This is a genomic window from Exiguobacterium sp. SH1S1, from assembly GCF_004337245.1.
GTDB classification, from domain to species: Bacteria; Bacillota; Bacilli; order Exiguobacteriales; family Exiguobacteriaceae; genus Exiguobacterium; species Exiguobacterium aurantiacum_A.
Map to the genome: position 1 here is coordinate 61,510 of NZ_SJUZ01000002.1, position 19,149 is coordinate 80,658.

The following is a 19,149-nucleotide window of genomic DNA, read 5'->3' on the forward strand; positions in this document are numbered from 1 at the left end:
AATATAAGGGAATGAAAAAGGGATGTCAACGCATCCCTCTCGAATTATTCACTTTGTCCGAGCCGTTTCGTGACCGCCATGACCATTTTCGCCGAGTTGATCGATGCCGTCTCTAAAAATTCATCGAACGACAAGTTCGCCTCTTCGTCGGCGCTGTCTGAGATTGAACGTGTGACGACGAACGGCACTCCGAACTGGTGGCACGTCTGGGCGATCGGGGCCGCTTCCATTTCAACGGCTGCGACACCATCAAAGTGTCCTAAAATTTCCGCGACTCGTTTTGAATCGTTGATGAACGAGTCCCCTGTGACGATCAGCCCGGTGTGGACGTTCACATCGTGCAAGCTCTCAATGACTTCCTTACAGACGTCCACCAAGTGCGCGTCCGCTTTATACGCAGCAGGCATGCCCGGGACTTGGCCGTACTCATAGCCGAACGCTGTCACGTCGACATCGTGGTGGCGGACTTCCGTCGAGACGACGACGTCTCCGACTTTCATCCCTTTCTTGAAGCCCCCGGCAGAACCGGTGTTGATGACGACGTCTGGTTTGAACTTGTCGAGCAAGAGCGTCGTCCCGATGGCCGCGTTCACTTTTCCGATCCCTGACTTTAAAATGACGACCTTGACGTTGCCAAGGTATCCTTCATAGAAGTGATAGTTCGCAATCTCAGTATCCGTCCGTTCTGTCAATTCGTTACGAAGCAAGTTCACTTCTTCTTCCATCGCCCCGATGATTCCGATTTTCATGTGATAGCCTCCTCAGAAAGAGAGCGACCTCCAATTGGATGCCGCTCTTTTTGTCATTATTTGATTTCTTTAATTTCGACGACCATGTCGCCACCAGGTGTCTGTACGTTCACGACGTCTCCGACGGTACGACCGAGAAGCGCTTTCGCGATCGGTGATTCGTTCGAGATTTTCCCGGTGAACGGGTCAGCCTCGGCACTGCCGACGATTGTATATGTTTCGTCTTCATTGTCTGCTTGAATGAAGAACGTCACCGTTTTCCCGATTGCGACCATTGAATTGTCCGCACCGTCGTCTTTGATGATGACGGCGTTACGAAGCATCTCCTCAAGTTGTGCGATGCGTCCTTCGACCATAGCCTGCTCTTCTTTCGCTGCATCGTACTCAGCGTTCTCAGACAAGTCTCCGAAGTCACGGGCAATCTTAATACTTTCAACGACTTCTTTACGGCGCACTGTCTTCAGTTCATTCAATTCATGTTCAATCTTGTCTTGTCCTTCTAACGTCATGTAATGTTGCTTTTCAGCCATATCCGTCACTCCTTCATTGTCTCCTAGTATATTACAGCAAATCAGAATTGAAAACGATTTATTTTAGTAGGCCCGATTGCGTTCCGTGAGCACCCAGCGGATCTTCGTCACGAGCAGATCGATGGCGACAAAATTCTCGCCGCCTTCAGGGACGATGATGTCCGCGTAACGCTTCGTCGGCTCGCAAAATTGCAAGTGCATCGGACGGACGACGTTCGTATATTGGGCGACGACCGAATCGATCGAGCGTCCCCGCTCGTTAAGATCGCGTTGCATCCGGCGTAAAATCCGGACGTCGGCGTCTGTGTCGACGAACACTTTAATATCCATCAACTCACGAAGACGGTCGTCCTCGAGTGCTAAAATCCCTTCGACGATGACGACGTCGACCGGTTGGATCAAAATCGTCTCGTCCGAACGTGTATGGGCCGCATAATCGTAAACCGGCTTCTCGATCGCTTGATGATTTTGCAACTGCTTGATCTGTTCGATCAACAAATCGTTGTCGAATGCGAACGGGTGGTCATAGTTCGTCTTATATCGCTCTTCCATCGTCATTTCTGACTGGTCTTTATAGTAGGCATCTTGCTCGATCATGACGACCGATTGTCCTTTGAACGCATCCACGAGTGCACGGGCGACGGTCGTCTTTCCAGATCCAGTCCCACCGGCCACGCCGATAATGACGGGTTTATGTTGCATCAAAGTTAAATCCTCCTCATCGTAATTTACGACTGATTGCTAGGCCATCACCGAGAGGCAAAATCGCGGTGTGATAATCGGTCCGTGCCATCAATTGCTCAGTAAACTGTTTTACGAGACGGACGAGCCGGCGTCTCCGACGGTCAAGAACTGACACGTCTTCGAGCAGGACGTCTCCTCTCAAAAACAAATTATCGCTGTAAATAGTACCACCAATTGGTACTAAAGCGCCATACCCATCAAAGAATTTTTGATATTGGCCTTTGGCTGCATCGATGAAAACCGCATCAAACGGTCCTTCGATCGACCCAATCAGTTCGACCGCATCGCCGTGAATGACGGTGATCCGGTCCGAGACGTCCGACCGTCCGATAAAGCCGAGCGCTTCCTCGTAACGACGTGCGTTGCGTTCGATTGTGACGATCTCGGCCTCTGGCAACAGCTCAGCCATGCGGATCGCACTGTATCCGATCGCCGTCCCGACTTCAAGTATACGCTGCGGCCGTTGCATCGCGAGTAACGATAATAACACCTCTGAGCCGGTCAAGTCCATGATCGGCACGTGATGAACGCGCGCAAACTCTTCCATCTCCGCTAAGAGCGGTGACCGGTTTAAAATCAAGTCCTCCACGTATCCTTCATAGGATGAATGTTCCACGTCTTACACCTCTTACTCTCTATTCATTCAAACGACCGGAAGCCAAGGCCTCCGGTCGCATATCTATCAGTTGTTCGCTTCTTCGAACGCTTCCCATTCGGGGCGATATTTGTTGACGTTCTGTTGATGTGCCTCATATGTCACTTCAAACAGAACTTCTCCGCTAGGGAAACCTTCGCGAGGCGGCCGTGCGTAGAAATAAACGTTGTCTGTATCGTTCGGGTTGAGCGTCGCTACGAACGCATCACGACTGACCGAGGCAATCGGACCAATCGGGATCCCTGCGTAACGGTATGTGTTATACAGTGAATCGTTTTGCAAATCATTGAACGACGTGAAAATTGACGTCTCACCCGTTCCGTACCAAACGGTCGGGTCGGACTGCAACTTCATCCCGTCCGCAAGCCGGTTCTCAAACACGCCGGCAATCTCTTGACGGTCTTCTGTCGATACCGCTTCTTTTTCGATGACGGAAGCGAGGGCGAGCGTCTCGTGGAACGTACGTCCTGACGCCTCGACAGTATCAGCATACTCGAGATAAAGCTGTTCGGTCGGCTTAAGCATCTCATCGATGATTTGTGTGAGCGTGACACCTTTGTCGAACTCATACGTGGCCGGGAACAAGTAGCCTTCGAGCGGATGATAAATCCCCTCTGCTAACACTTCTTCGGTCAACATCTCGTGTTCGGCAACGAGTGAACGAATATATTCCTGATCGCTCAGCTGTGCCGAAATCTCTTCTTTTGGAATTTCAGCCACGTTGGCGAGCCGCGCGATGACTTGATCGATTGTGAATCCTTCTGGAATGACGAGTTTGATGTCAGGTACGACGATCACTTTACCCGTCTTCAGCGTGGCGATCAACTCGTCAAGTGACTGTGACGGCGACAGCGTATACGTCCCCGCTTGGAACGATGACTCATTTTTAAACCGTGTGTATAAACGGAAAATCGTGCTATTCCTCACAAGTCCATTCTCTTCGAGTAGTTCGCCAATATAACCTGAGCCTGCACCGAGCGGAACCTCGACTTCGACCGTTTCGGACGAAGCGGGATCGATCGGCTCAAGTGACCGCTTTACGAATGCATACGAGACAGCGGCGCCCGTGGCGATGACAAGAAGAAAGACAGCAAGGATAATAACCGTGATGCGTCGAACGATCCGGCTACGCGCACGCTTCTCATCAGGCATCGATGGATGGTTCATGCGTGTTCTCCCCTGTTCTTCTGTATGAAGATGGGCGACGAGGGTTTACCCTAGCCGCCCGTCCATTTATTAGTCTAATCCGACTTCGTCGTTGACGATGTCGAACGCTTCCATCACTTCTTCAAAGTCGTCATCATCTTCGACGAGTTTCAAGATGAACTCACCATCTTCAAGTTCTTCGATTTCAAACGCGTAAACTTCGATTGTATCTTCATCTTCTGTTTCCGGGTTACCGACTGGTTCGAGGACAACAAACGTCTTTTTCGAACGGTCGCTCGTCATACGGAAAATTTCTGCAAATAAATGCTCGTCTCCATTTTCATCTGGAATACGGTACATTTCTTCTTCACGACGGATTTCTGCCATGCGTAGTTCCTCCTTATTTCCCTGGACGATCCAGGTAATTTTGTAAAATCATGACGGCTGCCATCTTATCGATGACGGCCTTTCTCTTTTTACGGCTGACGTCTGCTGAAATGAGCATCCGCTCCGCTTGCATCGTCGTTAAACGTTCGTCGACAAGAACCGTCGGCAAACCGGTCGCCTCGGTGAGGGCGGCGGCAAACGCCTGTGACGCCTCACCCCGAGGACCGATCGTTGCGTTCATGTTCTTCGGAAGACCAACGACGACTTCTTTCACATCGTACTGCTCGATAATCGGTCGAAGCAAACGAACAGCCTGTTCAAAGTCGGGTTCCGTCCAATAGACCGTCTCCACACCTTGCGCCGTCCAACCCATGAGATCGCTCACTGCGACCCCAATCGTCTTCGAACCGACATCAAGCCCCATAACTCGCTTCATATTAGTCCTCTTTCCGATCGTTCAAATACGATTTGACCAACTCTTCGAGCAGTTCATCTCGCTCAATTTTGCGAATCAAGTTTCGCGCATCGTTATGACGCGGAATGTAGGCAGGGTCACCTGACAACAAGTATCCGACGATTTGATTGATCGGTTGGTAGCCTTTTTCCTCGAGTGCTTGATACACCGTGATCAGTGTCTCTCGAGTATTGGCTCGATTATCATCTTCTGGAAAATTGAATTGCATCGTGCGATCCATTTGGCTCACAAGAATCCACCTCTTTCCGTTTGCACTTCACATTCTATTATGCCAGTGATTGAACGTAATGTGAAGCAAACTTCAATGCTTCGTCCAGTTTTGTCGCATCACGACCTCCGGCTTGCGCCATATCAGGACGGCCGCCGCCGCCTCCACCGCAACGAGTCGCGACTTCTTTAATCAATTTCCCGGCGTGGAAACCGCGGTCGTTCAAGTCTTTCGTCACACCTGCGACGAGGTTGACCTTGTCACCGTTCGCTGATCCGAGAATGATGACGGCTGATCCAAGTTTTCCTTTCAACTCGTCGACCATGCCCCGGAGCGCATCCATATCCTGTCCGTCGACACGTTTGGCGATCAATTGAACATCGCCGTACGTCTCGATCGAATCCGTGAGCGTTGACGCCTCGATGTTCGCAAGTTTGGCTTTCAACGACTCGGTCGCGCGTTCCGTCTCTTTCATTTCAACTTGAAGCGCTTGGACGCGAGTAGGCACTTCGAACGGTTTCGTCTTCAACAGTTTCGCAGCCGCTTCAAGCGTCTCGATATGTTGGTTCATGACTTCATACGCGCCAGCGCCTGTGACTGCCTCGATCCGGCGAGTCCCGGCCCCGATACCTGACTCAGACAAAATTTTGAACAAACCGATTTCAGCCGTGTTGGCGACGTGGCAACCTCCGCATAGCTCGACCGAGTAATCACCGGCCGCGACGACGCGGACGACGTCCCCGTACTTCTCTCCGAACAGCGCCATCGCTCCCTTCGCTTTCGCGTCGGCGATGTTCATCTCTTCGATATCGACACCGATTGATGCCCAAATCTTCTCGTTCACTTGACGTTCGATCGACTGGAGTTCTTCCGCTGTCACTTGACCGAAGTGCGAGAAGTCGAAGCGGAGACGGTCCGGTGTCACGAGGGATCCGGCTTGATTGACGTGCTCACCGAGCGTATCTTTCAAAGCGCGGTGCAACAAGTGCGTCGCCGTATGGTTCTTGATGATCGCTTGGCGCTCGTCTTTATCGACCGTAGCCGTCACCGCGACCTCAGCCTTGGCGATCCCTGAATCGACGACGACCGTATGCAAGTTTTGACCGTTCGGTGCTTTCGATACACCCGTGACGCGCAAGACGAAGTCCGTTCCGACGATTCGGCCTTTGTCGCCGACCTGACCGCCACTCTCGGCGTAGAACGGCGTGTGGTCAAGGATGACTTGCGCCTCTTCTCCTGCCGCGACAACGTCCGCAAGCTCGCCCTTATGAATCAAGCTAACGATTTTCGCTTCAGACTCAAGGTTCGTGTACCCCACGAATGATGACGGGAGCGTGATGTCAGCGAGGACACCGGATTGAATTTGCATCGACTCGACGTCAGCACGTGCCGTACGGGCCCGTTCACGTTGTGCGTTCATCGCTTGCTTGAATCCATCCTCATCGACCGTCAACTTGTGGTCTTCTGCGTATTCGATCGTCAACTCGAGCGGGAAACCGTACGTGTCATATAGACGGAACGCGGCTTCTCCGCTGATCACGTTCGATCCAGTTGCTTTTTGTGCTTTCGCGACTTCGTTCAAGATCGCAAGGCCGTCGTGAAGCGTCTCGTGGAAGCGCTCCTCTTCGTTCTTGATGACTTTTTTGATGAAGTCCTTTTTCTCACTCACTTCTGGATAGAAGTCGACCATGATGTCGCCGACGACGTCGACGAGTTCAAACATGAACGGACGCTCGATCCCAAGCATCTTCGCGTAACGGACGGCACGACGGAGCAGACGGCGCAACACGTAGCCGCGGCCTTCGTTTGACGGGAGTGCCCCGTCCCCGATCGCGAACGATACGGTCCGGATGTGGTCGGCGATGACTTTGAACGCCACGTCTTTACTGTTGTTAGCCCGATACGTCTCACCGCTGATTTTTTCTGTCTCGCGAATGATCGGCATGAACAAGTCGGTGTCGAAGTTCGTCGGCACGTCTTGAAGCACACTCGCCATTCGCTCGAGTCCCATTCCTGTATCAATGTTTTTACGCGGGAGCTCGGTGTAGTTGCCGTGACCGTCATGGTTGAACTGGCTGAAGACGATGTTCCAAATTTCAAGGTAACGCTCGTTTTCGCCGCCTGGATAAAGTTCCGGGTCGGTCGGGTCGTCACCGAACGCCGGGCCGCGATCGAAGAAGATCTCCGTATTCGGGCCAGACGGGCCTTCGCCGATCTCCCAGAAGTTTTCTTTGAGCGGGATGATCCGGTCAGCAGGAACGCCTAACTCGAGCCAAATTTGTTTCGCTTCCTCGTCGTCCGGGTGAATCGTTACCGACAAAAAGTCCGGGTCAAGCCCGTACCAGTCGTCGCTCGTGAGTAATTCCCAACCCCATTTGATGGCGTCTTCGCGGAAATATTCACCGACCGAGAAGTTCCCGAGCATCTCGAAGAACGTATGGTGACGCGCTGTCTTCCCGACGTTCTCGATATCGTTCGTCCGAATCGACTTCTGGGCGTTGACGATACGCGGGTTTGCCGGAATGACGCGGCCGTCAAAATATTTTTTAAGCGTCGCGACGCCTGAGTTGATCCAAAGAAGTGTCGGGTCCTCGACCGGTACGAGTGAGGCACTCGGCTCGACCGCGTGTCCTTTTGACTTAAAGAAATCTAAATACATTTGGCGAATCTCGGCGCCGGTTAATGGTTTGAGCGGTTTCATCAACAATTCCTCCTTATTCTGAACGAAACGAAAAAAAAGCGATGCCCGTCCCTGTGGAAAGGGACGAAAGCATCGCTTCGTGGTACCACCCTCGTTCGCACGGATTTACCGTGCCTCGAAACATCCGATAACGCGGATGAGACGCCCAGGGTGAGTGGGGACTCCAGACTAGCTTCAGTCGACCGACCCCCATCTTCTCACAGCCTAGGAAGATGTCTCTGGTGAGGCGGTTACGACGTACTCATTTCCTTCATCGTCTTTAATCGTTTCAGTTTTCTATTGGTCATTATCACATGTCAGAAACCAGACGTCAAGACTTGCCGCCAAGCCGTTCGACGAGTTTTGTCCGCCGCACCGGCTCTTCTTCCCGCGTCGCCGCCTCGAGCGCCCGGACGTCGCCGAACAAGAGCAAACTCTTTTTCGCCCGCGTGACGGCCGTATAGATCAAGTTGCGCGACGAGCGGAAGCCGCCGTTGAAGAAGACGGGCATGAGTACGATCGGAAACTCGGAGCCTTGCGACTTATGGATCGTGATCGCATAGGCGTGGGTGAACTGGTCCCATTCGCTGCGGTTGTATTCGACCTCGGTCTGGTCGAAGCGGATGTAGATCTTATCGACTTTGTCGACGTTCTCTTTGGCGAAGAAGATGTTCGTGATCTCGCCGATATCACCGTTATAGACGTTCTCTTCGGCGTTGTTGACGAGTTGGAGCACTTTGTCGCCGCTCCGGTACGTCCGATTGCCGTGTTTTACTTCCCTTGCTGCCGACTTCGGATTGAACACGTTTTGGAGCGCCTCGTTCAACCCATCGATGCCGCATACCCCGCGATACGTCGGGGCGAGCACTTGGATGTCGAACGGCGAATAGCCTTTTCGCAGTGCGGCGCCGGCCATCTGACAGATCGCCTGCAGCGCCGTCTCTTGGTTCGCCGTATAAAACCGGCGGTCCGGCAACGCCGCGAGCAAGTCGTCCGGCATTTGTTTCGCGTTGAGCGCGTGCGCCAAACGCAGGATGCTCGACTCGGACGCCTGCCGGTGGACGACGTCGAGCCGGACGACAGGGATGCCGCCGGTCGCCATCAAGTCGGCGAGCACTTGGCCCGGTCCGACCGACGGGAGTTGATCACGGTCACCGACGAACAGGATCTTCATCCCGTTCGGCACGGCCCGCAGCAGGCTGCGGAACAAGAAGATATCGATCATCGAGGCCTCGTCAACGATCAACACTTTGCCGACGAGCGGGTTCGTGTCATCGACTTGGAATGAGCTGCCGTCGAACTTGAGCAACCGGTGAATCGTCGAGGCCGGTAGCCCGGTCGATTCACTGAGCCGCTTGGCGGCGCGGCCGGTCGGTGCGGCGAGGACGAACGGGAACGGTTGGTTCGGTACCGGCTCGAGTTTCCAATCGAACACGTCGCTGAGGGCGTGGATGATGCCGCGGACGACAGTCGTCTTCCCTGTTCCCGGTCCGCCGGTGAGCACCATGAGCGGGGACTTCAAAGCGAGCTCGATCGCTTCGCGCTGTTGTTTGGCGTACTCGATCGAGAACATCTCCTCGACCCGGCCGACCGCGTCGAAGATCGTCGTCATATCGACGTCTTCCGTCGTCGATGTCGACATGATCCGGGCCAGTTCTTCGGCTGCTTTTCGTTCAGCCCGGTAGATGCGTGGATGATAGACGACACCGTCCTCGACGATGATCCGTTCATCCTTGACGAGCGTCTCGAGCGCGCCGTTGAGTGCCTCGCCCGGGTCGCCGCCGATGATGCGCGGCATCTCGCTCGCGAGTTGATCGGCCGTGACGAACAAGTGTCCGTTCCCTTGCTCGAGTTCGAGCACATACAATACCGCTGCCGCGATCCGCTCCGGATGGATGCCTTGAATCCCGAAGTGAGCGGCGATGGCGTCGGCCGTCTTGAAGCCGATACCTGGCACGTCATACATGAGCGCGTATGGATTCTTTTCAATCGTCTCCATGGCGCGGCCTTCATACTCTTTATGAATCTTCGAAGCGAGTCGCGGGGTCACGTCGAACGGGGCTAAAAACAGCAACAGCTGGTCGACCCCGTATAAGACGTTCAACCGCTCGGTGATGACGCGGGCTTGTTTTTCTTTCAACCCTTCGATTTTCGATAAGACATCGGGATGCTTGACGATCTGGTCGATACAATCGTCACCGAGCGTGTCCGCGATTTTTTGTGCCGTCTTTTGGCCGATCCCTGGGAACGATCCGTTCGTCAAAAAACGGACAGCGGCCCGCTTCGTCATCGGGACAACGCGACGGATCCAATCCGCTTTCATCTGTTTGCCAAACCGTGGATGGTCGACGAGACGGCCGTGCGCTTTGTACGTCTCGCCTTTCTCAATGCCGACACCGACGCCGGCGATGACCATTTCGGTCTCGTCTGTCTCAAAATTTTTCTCTTTTATACGTACGAGCGCAATGGTATGCGCTTCTTCTTCCGATTGAAACAGGACGCGGATGACTTTTCCTGTCAACTCGTAAGGTGCTGCTATCATTCGAGCCACCTCCAGCTAGTTTTCCATTCCCCATTATAGCCCGAGTTCGAACGGTAGAACAAATGGACTAACTGAATAGATTCAAGATTTGCTCGAGTTGATCGAGGTTAAGCCGCTCGAGCAGCCGAATCAATTGGTCGATATCGACCCGATTTAAGATGCGTTCGAGTTGTTCCAAGTCGACGGTCTCTAGCAACCGCTCGAACCGTTCGAGTTCACCTGAGTTGACGTATCCTTCGAGCCGATCAAATAGCTCGGTCCGCTCGATGCGGAACAGCTGCTCGAGTGACGGTCGTTGAATGAAGAAGACGAGCCCGGCGGCCGCTACGTGGACACCCCAGTTGAGAACGACGTGACCGAGCCGTACCGTCTGTCCGACGAACGGGATGAGCGGGATGAACGAGAGCTGCAAGACGATGATGACGAGTTGAACGTACGGGTTCGGGATGAACCAAGCGGTGAGCGCGAGCAGTGCTGGGACGACCCACGCCACCCCGACCGTCCCGAGCGTCTTGGTCCACGACCGGTTTGACGACAATAGCCAATGCATGAGGATCCCGACGACGAGGAACGTCACAAACAATAACAAAAGCGTCGATGTCGCCCGCTCGGACTCGATGACGACCCGGTACAGCACGTTGTTCGTCCACTCCCCGCTGGCAAGCCGGTCATCGACCGCTGTAAATAAACGTCCGAGCATGAACCATTCGACAATGAAGAATACGACGACACTGAATAGACTAAGTATGCGCATGATGTCTCCCCTTTCTAGCGTTCCCCTTCTTTTCCCCGAACCTGAAACAAGCTATGCACGTTTTTCGTTGAATCAAAGCGGGAACTGTCGAAGTGAAACCATGAAGGAGGAAACAATGATGACGAAACGGCTACCAATCAGTGGACTATGTGAACTCGTCTTAGAAGTGACCGACATGACCGAGGCCGTCGATTTTTGGCACGGCAAGCTCGGTCTGCCGGTCGTCGAGCAATGGGTCGGCGATGACGCCGAACCGAGCGCGTCGCAAGAACAAGCGAACGAACCTTGGGCGACATGGCTGTACGTCGGCGGCAACACACGCCTCGGTCTTTGGCTGAAGCGTGACTTCACTCCAGACGAGGAAGAAAACCGTCAGCAACAAGTGACCGCATGGGACACGCTGTATGACGAAGGCGGCGCCCACGTCCATTGTGCCTTTTTCGTGCCGATGGAATCGTTCGATCAAGCGTTAGAAGTGCTCGAGGCGTCAACGATCCCGACGAAGTTGCGGACGTGGGACGAGGATGAGACGGTCAACGGCAAAGAGCGCTCGGTCTATTTTAAGGACCCGAGCAAGAACGTCATCGAACTGTATACGAAAAATATGGACGAGGCGTACGGCGAGTTTGCCGGCGAGCCGGTGAAGATCACGACGAAACAGCTATGACGGCTGTTTTCGACTGTTCTCTCTTCATGATAAGATGAGAGAAAATGGAAAAGGTTGTGCCAGATGCGATTCTTCCCTCTTCTGCTCATGATTGGTCTCGGAATGCTCACGTTTGTATTGTATTTCATGATTGATGCTTTTCCGACGCTCGATCGCCCGACTTCTTTTGCCGCATTAACATTCGTCTCATTCGGTGTGACCTTCCTCATTTTGACGGATGGTATACGCCGGGCTAAATCAGGGAAACGCGTCGTGTGGAGCTACATTGTGCTCGCCTGCACACTTTTGTTGACGACGTTGAACTTGTTCGTCTGGTTCGCCGGAGAACTTGTGAACTGACAACAGGACGAAAAGCGCCTCTCGCAAAAATAGCGAGAGGCGCTTTTCGTAATCAGTTTCCGAGCAATTCATCCATTTTCGCTTTCGCGTCACGCGCGAGCTCATGGTCCGGTTGTAGTTCGAGTACGCGCTCGAGTTCGGCGTACGTCTTGTCCTGCTCACCGAGGAACGCATAGGCGATGGCCAAGTTGTAGCGGGCGTCCGTATGCGACGCATCCAAGTCGAGCGTGTCTTCGAGTGCGTCGACCGCCAAGTCGAGCTGCTCGTTTTGCGCGAGCGCGAGCCCGTATTGGAACGTGATCTCGACGTCTTCCGGCGCTTGCGTTTTCGCTTCCCGAAGTCGCGGCAACGCGCGGACGAAGTCGCCCATCGCCTTGTACGTCAAACCGAGCATAAAGTGCAAGTCCGCATCATTCATGCCGGAAAGAAGCGCTTGTCGCAGCGACGCCTCGGCCAAGTCGACTTGTTCGAGCTCATAGGCGAGCGCGCCTTTCGCGTAATGGGCCGCACCGAACGCATTGTCGAGTTCGAGCGCCTTGTCGTAAAAGACGACCGCCCGTTCATGGTCACCGATCGCTTGAAGCAGTGTGCCCATGTTGACGTAACCGGTCGGGTCCGTCGGGTTCGCCTCGATGGCGTCGTTGAAATGTTTGGCCGCTTGTTCAAATTCACCTTGCTGCATCGCTTGGATGCCTTGTTCGTTTGCGTTCACTGTCATCACCTCATCCGATATAGTCGAGTTGTTTCCCGTTAATATACGCTTTGTCGATCGTCGCCCCGCCTAGACAGATATCGCCGTCATAAAAGACAACGGCTTGTCCTGGCGTGATGGCACGTTGTGGCTCATCAAATTTGACGAGTACTTCGCCACCATCGAGCGGCGCGATCGTTACCGGCACGTCTTGTTGACGATAGCGGAACTTCGCCGTCGCCCGGAACTCAGCCTCAGGAGCCGAGCCGGTCCACGACAATTGTGACGCAAAGAGCGCGTCTGAATAGAGCGCGTCGTGATGGAAGCCTTGGCCGACGTAGAGGATGTTCTTTTCGACGTCTTTCCCGACGACGAACCACGGCTCTCCGTCTCCGCCGATGCCTAGACCGTGCCGCTGACCGAGCGTGTAATACATGAGCCCGTCGTGGCGTCCTTTCACAATCCCGTCGAGCGTCTGCATCTCACCTGGTTGTGACGGCAAGTATTGACCGAGGAACTCTTTGAAGTTCCGCTCTCCGATGAAGCAGATGCCAGTCGAATCTTTCTTCTTCGCCGTCGCGAGTCCAGCTTCTTCAGCGATGACACGGACGTCTTTTTTGTCCATGTGCCCGATCGGGAACATCGTCCGTGCGAGTTGGTCTTGCGACAATTGGTTCAAGAAGTACGTTTGATCCTTGTTGTCGTCTTTCCCACGCAACAGACGGTGCTCGCCGTCGACGAACTCGACGCGGGCGTAATGCCCTGTCGCGACGAAATCGGCCCCGAGCCGGAGCGCATGATCAAGGAACGCCTTGAACTTGATCTCTTTGTTACACATGACGTCCGGGTTCGGCGTCCGCCCGAGGCGATACTCGGCCAAGAAATATTCAAAGACGCGGTCCCAATATTCTTTCTCGAAGTTGACCGCGTAGTACGGGATCCCGATTTGGTTGGCGACCGCGATGACGTCCTCATAGTCTTCTGTCGCCGTGCAGAATCCAGACTCATCCGTATCGTCCCAGTTTTTCATAAAGATCCCGATGACGTTATACCCTTGCTCTTTTAACAGATGGGCCGTCACCGAAGAATCGACGCCGCCTGACATTCCGACGACGACCGTCGTGTCTTCAGGGGCTTTTGTTCGTAAGTTCATCTATCTCACTCCGTTCATAAATGTCGAGACGACTTCATGTAGTCGTTCGGCGAGCCGTGTCACGTCATCGACCGTGTTGCCCAGTCCAAAACTGATGCGGACCGATTGTTTCGTCCGGTCAGATTGACCGTACATGGCAGTCAGCACGTGCGACGGCTCAATCGTTCCAGCCGTGCAGGCACTGCCGCTCGAAATGGCATAACCACGCATGTCCATCATGATCAGGAACGGCTCAAGCTCGATGCCCGGCAGGTACAAGTTGACGATGTGCGGCAAGCGGTTCGCCCCGTTCACTTCGTACTCGACGCCAAGTTCATCAAGCGTGTGTAGCAACGTGTCAGCCATCTCTCGGTAAGCTGTCACCCGCTCGTTCCGTTCGGCTATGACCAGTTCGGCCGCTCGGCTAAATCCGACGGCACCCGGAACGTTTTCCGTGCCGGCTCGACGTTTCCGTTCTTGTTGTCCTCCAAAAGAACGCGTCGCTAATTTTACACCTGTTTTTATAAAAAGAAAACCGATACCTTTCGGACCGTTCACTTTATGCGCCGACGCCGACAACAAGTCGACGCCGAGCGCGTGCACGTCGATCGCTTCTGTGCCGAGCACCTGGACCGCGTCCGTATGGAACAACGTATCCCGGCCGGCTAGCAACATCCCGATGTCAGCAATCGGTTGGAGCGTGCCGACCTCGTTGTTGCCGTACATGACCGAGACGAGGATCGTATCGTCACGGAGCGCGTCTTTAAACGCAGCGACCGATACGGCACCGGACTCGTCGACGTCTAAGTACGTCACGTCGAACCCTTCACGCTCGAGTTGCCCCATCGCATGCAAGACGGCGTGGTGCTCGACTTTCGTCGTGATCACATGCTTCCCTTTATGTCGGTTCGCATAAGCCGCGCCGAACAAGGCGTAATTGTCTGACTCGGTCCCGCCCGACGTGAAGACGATCTCGTTTGGCGTCGCACCGATCCATGTCGCGAGCGTCCGTCGTGACGCGTCGAGTGCTGCCCGTGCTTTCCGGCCGACACCATGTATGCTCGACGGATTGCCGTACTGCTCTAAAAAATAGGGAGTCATCGCCTCGAGCACCTCGGGACGCATCGGCGTCGTGGCCGCGTGGTCAAAATAGTTCATATCCGTTCACCTCATCGTTAAATATAGAACATGTAGCCTTCTGAATCTTCTTCCGCGAGATCGGCGAGTGTCGTTTCTTCTAACACCGTCTCGATCGCCGCTTTGATCTTGTCCCAAAGTTTTCGCTTCACGGCGTCGTCCGTCTCCGAGTCTTCGACGATCGTCAGCGGACCTTCGAGCAATCGAATGATCTCACCGGCCGTGATGTCGCGCGGGGATTTGACGAGCTGATAACCGCCGTAGGCACCGCGGACACTTTTGACGAGACCGCCGTTACGGAGCGGGCCGATCAATTGTTCCAAGTAATGTTCTGGCAGTTCATGGCGCGCCGCGATTTTCTTCAAACTGAGCGGTTTGTTGTCCGTCTCACGGGCAAGCGCGATCATAATCGTTAAACCATAACGGCCTTTAGTAGATATTTTCATATTGGTTTCTCCTTCTGTTATACTGTTCGAACAAACGTTTGTCGAAAGGAACGTGTACGTATGAGTGATTTATTTCAACAATCGAATAGCGGGCCGCTCGCCAACCGGATGCGCCCGGAGACGTTAGACGAAGTCATCGGTCAACGCCACATCATCGGTGAAGGCAAGCTGTTGCGACGCGCCATCGAAGCCGACCGGCTCGGCACCATTATTCTTTATGGTCCGCCCGGCACTGGCAAGACGACGCTCGCTCGCGTCATTTCAAACTATACGAAAGCGACGTTTGTTCAATTGAACGCCGTCACGGCAAAACTAGATGAGCTTCGGAGCGTCATCCGTGCAGCCGAATCTCGGTTTGATTTCGAGCAAGAGCGGACGATTTTATTTTTAGACGAGATCCATCGTTTCAATAAACTGCAACAAGATGCGTTGCTCCCGGCGCTAGAGGCCGGCAAGCTCGTCTTGATCGGGGCGACGACCGAAAATCCAAGTTTCGAGGTCAATGCGGCGCTATTGTCGCGCGCGACCGTGTTTCGGCTCGAGCCGCCTGGACAAGACGAGCTCCGGGTCGTGCTTGAGCGTGCGCTCGCCGACAAGAAAGGGCTCGGCAACTACCCGGTTGAAATCGAAGACGCGGCTGTTGACCATTATATCAAAATGGCGGACGGTGACTACCGTGTCTTATTGAACGCGCTCGAACTGGCCGTCTTGACGACGCCGGAAGTCGACGGCAAGATTCAAATCACGCTCGACGTCGCCGAAGAGTCGATCCAACAAAAAGCCATCAAATACGATAAGACGGGCGACCGACACTATGACGTCATCTCGGCGTTCATCAAGTCGATCCGCGGCTCGGACCCGGACGCCGCCCTGTACTGGCTCGCCGTCATGATCGAGGCGGGCGAATCGCCGCGCTTTATCATGCGCCGGCTGTACGTTCACGCGGCCGAAGATATCGGTCTCAGTGACCCGAACGCGCTCGTCATCGTCGACGCAGCCGCACGGGCGAGCGAACATATCGGGTTCCCGGAAGCGCGCATCCCGATGGCCGAGGCCGTCCTCTATCTCGCGACGGCACCGAAGTCGAACGCCGTCATCACCGCGATCGACAAGGCGATCCATCACGTCCGGACGGTCGAAGGTGGTCCCGTCCCGGTCCATCTCCGCGACGCGCATAGCCCTGGGGCACGCGAGCTCGGTAATGGCGCCGGCTACAAATATCCACACGACGAGAAAGACGGGTACGTCCCGCAAAACTACTGGCCGGAAAATTTGGCCCGGAAACGTCCTAAATATTATACACCGACGAGCCGTGGCTTCGAGCAACAACTCCAAAAACGGCTCGACTATTGGGAAAAACGACGCTGACTCTTCCAGAGTCGGCGTCGTTTTCTTAGTTCTGGATGCGATTGATCTCGACACCAGCCGTCTCGAGCATTTGATTGACGACGTACCCGGCGGCGACGAGTCCTGCGACCGACGGCACGAACGCGTTCGAGCTCGGTGGCATCTTCGCTTTACGGATCGGGGCGTCTTTCTTACCGACGACCTCGTTCACGTCCTCGCGCGTCACGATCGGTGACTCGTCCGAGAACACGACCGGCACGCCTTTATAGATGTTATGTTTACGCAGACGCGTCCGTACCATCTTCGCGATCGGATCGTATGACGTGTCTTTAATGTCGATGACTTGAATCCGGGTCGGGTCCATCTTGTTGGCCATCCCCATGCTTGAAATGACCGGGATACCACGACGTTTACACTCGACGATCAAATGGATTTTATAGATGATCGTATCTGACGCGTCGATGACGAAATCGATGTTTTGAGCGAAGAACTCTTCGAACGTCTCTTCGGTATAAAACATCTTCAACTGGACGAGTTCGACATCCGGGTTGATGTCGAGCAGACGTGCCCCCATCGCCTCGACTTTCGGTTGTCCGACTGTCGACAAGAGCGCGTGGATTTGACGATTGACGTTCGTTATGTCGATATCGTCCTTATCGACGAGCACAATCCGACCGACACCGCTTCGGGCAAGTGCTTCGGCTGCGAACGAGCCGACACCGCCGACACCAAGAATGGCGACCGTCTTCCCTTTCAACGTTTCAATACCTTCTTGACCGATGGCCAACTCATTACGTGAAAACTGGTGTAACATAATCTTCCTCCAAATTAATACTATTTTTTCACACTATTTTACTCGGAATTATAATCAAAAAAAAGACGTCTAGCGACGTTTTTACAATAAAATCGATGGGGCCCGGAGTGCCGTGACGATGCCCTGCTTTTGAACCTGCTTAAGCAGGTGGGTGATCTAGCGTCCCCTTCACAAGTCCTCCTGCACGTGATGAGGCAGTTGATCCGGCTAGCAGTTCGATCTCCCGTATTCAAAGTGTTGGCTCAAAATAACGAAGGCGGCTCTCGAACACCTCAGGTATCCCATCTGATGCCCTTACTATAGCATCCCATGTAAAAAGAAGTCAATCAGAAACCTCGATTTCCGGTGACGGTTTCGTCACATCCACGTGTCACGAAACGCACGCGTCGGGTCATACGTATCTTGTTGGCGTGAGACGTTGAAACGCCGGTCGCGTGAATCGTTGCCGACACCGGCCTGATACGCCCAATTGCCATAATTGCTGGCGACGTCGTAGTCGATGAGCATCGCTTCGAAGTAGGCCGCACCGTAGCGCCAATCTTGTCCGAGCTCTTTGGCGAAATAGCTCGCGACGATTTGCCGGCCCCGGTTCGACATCCATCCCGTCTCGTTCAACTCGTGCATGAACGCATCGACGAACGCGACGCCCGTCTCGCCTTGCTGCCACCGATGAATCACATCCTCGTCCACTTTCCACGCCTTGTCCTTCGAACGTATCCCTTGGCGACGGAACAACCGCTTCCCTTGCTCGAGCGCGACCCATTGGAAAAACTCGCGCCACAACAGTTCAAAATAGAGCCAATATGTCGACTCGTTCGCCCCGTGCTGTCGTTCATGAAGCTCTAGTTCATGGAGCACACGCCGCGGCGAGAGCGACCCGTTGGCAAGAAAAGCCGACAACTTGGATGAGTCGTCGACCCCAAAGCCATTCCGCGTCTCTTTATACGTGCGGACGGGACCTGCCAAATAGTCGCTCAGACGTTTCCGCCCCGACGTCTCGCCGCCTTGAAACGGAAAAGCGGACCGGGCGTCAAGCGTCGGACGCTCGAACGGGACAGGAAACAGGAGCGGACGCGACTGACCTGAGCTCGTCCGCTCGATCAGCTGTTCAGGACGGGCATCGTCCTCGATCGCTTTTCGGAACTCGGTGAACAAAAACGGCATTTTTTTAAACGGGATTTCGGTGCGTGGGTACAGCGTGAATCCGTCGAACGATTGCCACTCCCCTTGCCAACGTGCGATGACGTCTTTTTCAAGCAAGCGTTCGTTCAACCCGATTGACCGTTGAAACAACACGCGGTCTGTCGGGTCGAGGATGTCGAGTGGATGACCGACATGCACGTAGAGCGGAATCCCTAGCGCATCGAGCGATCCGGCCAAGTCTTCTAACGACTCTTTTAAAAATTGAAGCCGTCTGTCCCCGAGCGGGATGACGCCGAACCGATTTTCGTTCAGCTCGTCTTCCCTTATAAAGTAATGCCCCTCGATCGCTTCATCATGTTTCTGCGCCTCTTCGAGCGGCCGATGGTCATCGATCCGTAAATCGTTCTGATACCAAATAATCGTCTTCATATCCTTCGCCTCCTGGCTCTATTATGCGTGATGCATCTACCATCAATCGTGTCGAACCTGTTCGAAATATGTTTTCATTTCCGCAACGTGTGGAATATAACTCTTTAGAGAAGAGAAAGGGGTGCAACAACATG

At 54.0% G+C, this 19,149-nt stretch carries 20 protein-coding genes and 1 other RNA gene; 3 read left to right on the forward strand and 18 right to left on the reverse strand.

The features are described 5' to 3' along the window. Nucleotides 1–44 precede the first annotated feature (44 nt). From mtnN to EVJ23_RS06755, 11 genes are all read right to left on the reverse strand, one after another. Nucleotides 45–749, reverse strand: a complete 705-nt coding sequence (gene mtnN, locus EVJ23_RS06705; RefSeq protein WP_131465419.1) for a 5'-methylthioadenosine/S-adenosylhomocysteine nucleosidase — start codon at nucleotides 747–749, stop codon at nucleotides 45–47. 56 nt (nucleotides 750–805) lie between these two features. Then, on the reverse strand, nucleotides 806–1,279 hold the full coding sequence (gene greA / locus EVJ23_RS06710; RefSeq protein ID WP_070327646.1) for a transcription elongation factor GreA: 474 nt from the start codon (nucleotides 1,277–1,279) through the stop codon (nucleotides 806–808). Nucleotides 1,280–1,342: 63 nt separating this feature from the next. Further along, nucleotides 1,343–1,981 (reverse strand): uridine kinase, encoded by a 639-nt coding sequence (gene udk, locus EVJ23_RS06715; RefSeq protein WP_070327647.1) that lies wholly within the window; start codon nucleotides 1,979–1,981, stop codon nucleotides 1,343–1,345. A gap of 16 nt (nucleotides 1,982–1,997) precedes the next feature. Then, nucleotides 1,998–2,639, reverse strand: a complete 642-nt coding sequence (locus EVJ23_RS06720; RefSeq protein ID WP_131465421.1) for an O-methyltransferase — start codon at nucleotides 2,637–2,639, stop codon at nucleotides 1,998–2,000. Between the two features lie 66 nt (nucleotides 2,640–2,705). Continuing rightward, nucleotides 2,706–3,845 carry an endolytic transglycosylase MltG gene (mltG, locus tag EVJ23_RS06725; RefSeq protein ID WP_131465423.1) on the reverse strand — a complete coding sequence of 380 codons (1,140 nt, stop codon included), beginning with the start codon at nucleotides 3,843–3,845 and terminating at the stop codon, nucleotides 2,706–2,708. 69 nt (nucleotides 3,846–3,914) lie between these two features. Continuing rightward, entirely contained in the window at nucleotides 3,915–4,211 is a 297-nt protein-coding gene (locus EVJ23_RS06730) for a DUF1292 domain-containing protein (protein ID WP_024369916.1), read from the reverse strand. Nucleotides 4,212–4,224: 13 nt separating this feature from the next. Further along, nucleotides 4,225–4,647: a Holliday junction resolvase RuvX gene (gene ruvX, locus EVJ23_RS06735; RefSeq protein ID WP_070327649.1), complete on the reverse strand. Its 423-nt coding sequence runs from the start codon at nucleotides 4,645–4,647 to the stop codon at nucleotides 4,225–4,227. Between the two features lies 1 nt (nucleotide 4,648). Beyond that, on the reverse strand, nucleotides 4,649–4,915 hold the full coding sequence (locus EVJ23_RS06740; protein ID WP_035386073.1) for an IreB family regulatory phosphoprotein: 267 nt from the start codon (nucleotides 4,913–4,915) through the stop codon (nucleotides 4,649–4,651). A gap of 37 nt (nucleotides 4,916–4,952) precedes the next feature. Beyond that, nucleotides 4,953–7,595 carry an alanine--tRNA ligase gene (gene alaS / locus EVJ23_RS06745; protein WP_131465425.1) on the reverse strand — a complete coding sequence of 881 codons (2,643 nt, stop codon included), beginning with the start codon at nucleotides 7,593–7,595 and terminating at the stop codon, nucleotides 4,953–4,955. A 310-nt stretch (nucleotides 7,596–7,905) separates the two neighbouring features. Then, a complete protein-coding gene (gene recD2 / locus EVJ23_RS06750; protein WP_201739225.1) occupies nucleotides 7,906–10,116 on the reverse strand; it encodes an SF1B family DNA helicase RecD2 in 2,211 nt (736 codons plus the stop codon). Nucleotides 10,117–10,183: 67 nt separating this feature from the next. Beyond that, complete coding sequence (locus EVJ23_RS06755; protein WP_131465427.1) at nucleotides 10,184–10,870, reverse strand: magnesium and cobalt transport protein CorA; 687 nt, start codon at nucleotides 10,868–10,870, stop codon at nucleotides 10,184–10,186. 118 nt (nucleotides 10,871–10,988) lie between these two features. Between EVJ23_RS06755 and EVJ23_RS06760 the strand changes: the two genes are divergently transcribed. Both EVJ23_RS06760 and EVJ23_RS06765 read left to right on the forward strand, forming a co-directional pair. Beyond that, nucleotides 10,989–11,537: a VOC family protein gene (locus EVJ23_RS06760; RefSeq protein ID WP_236633721.1), complete on the forward strand. Its 549-nt coding sequence runs from the start codon at nucleotides 10,989–10,991 to the stop codon at nucleotides 11,535–11,537. A gap of 87 nt (nucleotides 11,538–11,624) precedes the next feature. Next, entirely contained in the window at nucleotides 11,625–11,876 is a 252-nt protein-coding gene (locus EVJ23_RS06765; protein WP_131489884.1) for a hypothetical protein, read from the forward strand. 52 nt (nucleotides 11,877–11,928) lie between these two features. On the opposite strand, the gene EVJ23_RS06770 is transcribed toward EVJ23_RS06765, so the two are convergent. The 4 genes from EVJ23_RS06770 to cymR are packed head-to-tail and all read right to left on the reverse strand — an operon-like array spanning nucleotide 11,929 to nucleotide 15,282. Further along, on the reverse strand, nucleotides 11,929–12,594 hold the full coding sequence (locus EVJ23_RS06770) for a tetratricopeptide repeat protein (RefSeq protein ID WP_201738987.1): 666 nt from the start codon (nucleotides 12,592–12,594) through the stop codon (nucleotides 11,929–11,931). Between the two features lie 4 nt (nucleotides 12,595–12,598). Then, nucleotides 12,599–13,720 (reverse strand): tRNA 2-thiouridine(34) synthase MnmA, encoded by a 1,122-nt coding sequence (mnmA, locus tag EVJ23_RS06775; protein ID WP_071399468.1) that lies wholly within the window; start codon nucleotides 13,718–13,720, stop codon nucleotides 12,599–12,601. Further along, complete coding sequence (locus tag EVJ23_RS06780; protein ID WP_131465433.1) at nucleotides 13,721–14,857, reverse strand: cysteine desulfurase family protein; 1,137 nt, start codon at nucleotides 14,855–14,857, stop codon at nucleotides 13,721–13,723. Between the two features lie 17 nt (nucleotides 14,858–14,874). Then, the gene (cymR, locus tag EVJ23_RS06785; protein WP_131465435.1) at nucleotides 14,875–15,282 is read right to left on the reverse strand and encodes a cysteine metabolism transcriptional regulator CymR; all 408 of its coding nucleotides are present in this window, start codon (nucleotides 15,280–15,282) and stop codon (nucleotides 14,875–14,877) included. 60 nt (nucleotides 15,283–15,342) lie between these two features. On the opposite strand from cymR, the gene EVJ23_RS06790 reads away from it, so the two are divergent. Continuing rightward, nucleotides 15,343–16,650 (forward strand): replication-associated recombination protein A, encoded by a 1,308-nt coding sequence (locus EVJ23_RS06790; RefSeq protein WP_131457337.1) that lies wholly within the window; start codon nucleotides 15,343–15,345, stop codon nucleotides 16,648–16,650. 25 nt (nucleotides 16,651–16,675) lie between these two features. Here EVJ23_RS06790 and EVJ23_RS06795 read toward each other — a convergent pair whose 3' ends face one another. From EVJ23_RS06795 to EVJ23_RS06805, 3 genes are all read right to left on the reverse strand, one after another. Beyond that, the gene (locus tag EVJ23_RS06795) at nucleotides 16,676–17,443 is read right to left on the reverse strand and encodes a tRNA threonylcarbamoyladenosine dehydratase (protein WP_131465437.1); all 768 of its coding nucleotides are present in this window, start codon (nucleotides 17,441–17,443) and stop codon (nucleotides 16,676–16,678) included. A gap of 95 nt (nucleotides 17,444–17,538) precedes the next feature. Then, a non-coding RNA gene (ssrS, locus tag EVJ23_RS06800) (6S RNA) lies at nucleotides 17,539–17,725 on the reverse strand. Nucleotides 17,726–17,800: 75 nt separating this feature from the next. After that, nucleotides 17,801–19,015, reverse strand: coding sequence for a DASH family cryptochrome (locus tag EVJ23_RS06805; RefSeq protein ID WP_131465439.1), 1,215 nt, complete (start codon nucleotides 19,013–19,015; stop codon nucleotides 17,801–17,803). Nucleotides 19,016–19,149: the final 134 nt, after the last annotated feature.

Bases quoted from the DNA above. Each gene is read 5' to 3' on its own strand.
- greA (WP_070327646.1), bottom strand. From the start codon at position 1,279: ATGGCTGAAAAGCAACATTACATGACGTTAGAAGGACAAGACAAGATT.
- EVJ23_RS06790 (WP_131457337.1), top strand. From the start codon at position 15,343: ATGAGTGATTTATTTCAACAATCGAATAGCGGGCCGCTCGCCAACCGG.
- mnmA (WP_071399468.1), bottom strand. From the start codon at position 13,720: ATGAACTTACGAACAAAAGCCCCTGAAGACACGACGGTCGTCGTCGGA.
- ruvX (WP_070327649.1), bottom strand. From the start codon at position 4,647: ATGAAGCGAGTTATGGGGCTTGATGTCGGTTCGAAGACGATTGGGGTC.
- alaS (WP_131465425.1), bottom strand. From the start codon at position 7,595: ATGAAACCGCTCAAACCATTAACCGGCGCCGAGATTCGCCAAATGTAT.
- recD2 (WP_201739225.1), bottom strand. From the start codon at position 10,116: ATGATAGCAGCACCTTACGAGTTGACAGGAAAAGTCATCCGCGTCCTG.
- mltG (WP_131465423.1), bottom strand. From the start codon at position 3,845: ATGAACCATCCATCGATGCCTGATGAGAAGCGTGCGCGTAGCCGGATC.
- EVJ23_RS06780 (WP_131465433.1), bottom strand. From the start codon at position 14,857: ATGAACTATTTTGACCACGCGGCCACGACGCCGATGCGTCCCGAGGTG.
- cymR (WP_131465435.1), bottom strand. From the start codon at position 15,282: ATGAAAATATCTACTAAAGGCCGTTATGGTTTAACGATTATGATCGCG.
- EVJ23_RS06765 (WP_131489884.1), top strand. From the start codon at position 11,625: ATGATTGGTCTCGGAATGCTCACGTTTGTATTGTATTTCATGATTGAT.
- udk (WP_070327647.1), bottom strand. From the start codon at position 1,981: ATGCAACATAAACCCGTCATTATCGGCGTGGCCGGTGGGACTGGATCT.
- EVJ23_RS06770 (WP_201738987.1), bottom strand. From the start codon at position 12,594: ATGACAGTGAACGCAAACGAACAAGGCATCCAAGCGATGCAGCAAGGT.
- EVJ23_RS06795 (WP_131465437.1), bottom strand. From the start codon at position 17,443: ATGTTACACCAGTTTTCACGTAATGAGTTGGCCATCGGTCAAGAAGGT.
- EVJ23_RS06730 (WP_024369916.1), bottom strand. From the start codon at position 4,211: ATGGCAGAAATCCGTCGTGAAGAAGAAATGTACCGTATTCCAGATGAA.
- EVJ23_RS06755 (WP_131465427.1), bottom strand. From the start codon at position 10,870: ATGCGCATACTTAGTCTATTCAGTGTCGTCGTATTCTTCATTGTCGAA.
- mtnN (WP_131465419.1), bottom strand. From the start codon at position 749: ATGAAAATCGGAATCATCGGGGCGATGGAAGAAGAAGTGAACTTGCTT.
- EVJ23_RS06760 (WP_236633721.1), top strand. From the start codon at position 10,989: ATGACGAAACGGCTACCAATCAGTGGACTATGTGAACTCGTCTTAGAA.
- EVJ23_RS06805 (WP_131465439.1), bottom strand. From the start codon at position 19,015: ATGAAGACGATTATTTGGTATCAGAACGATTTACGGATCGATGACCAT.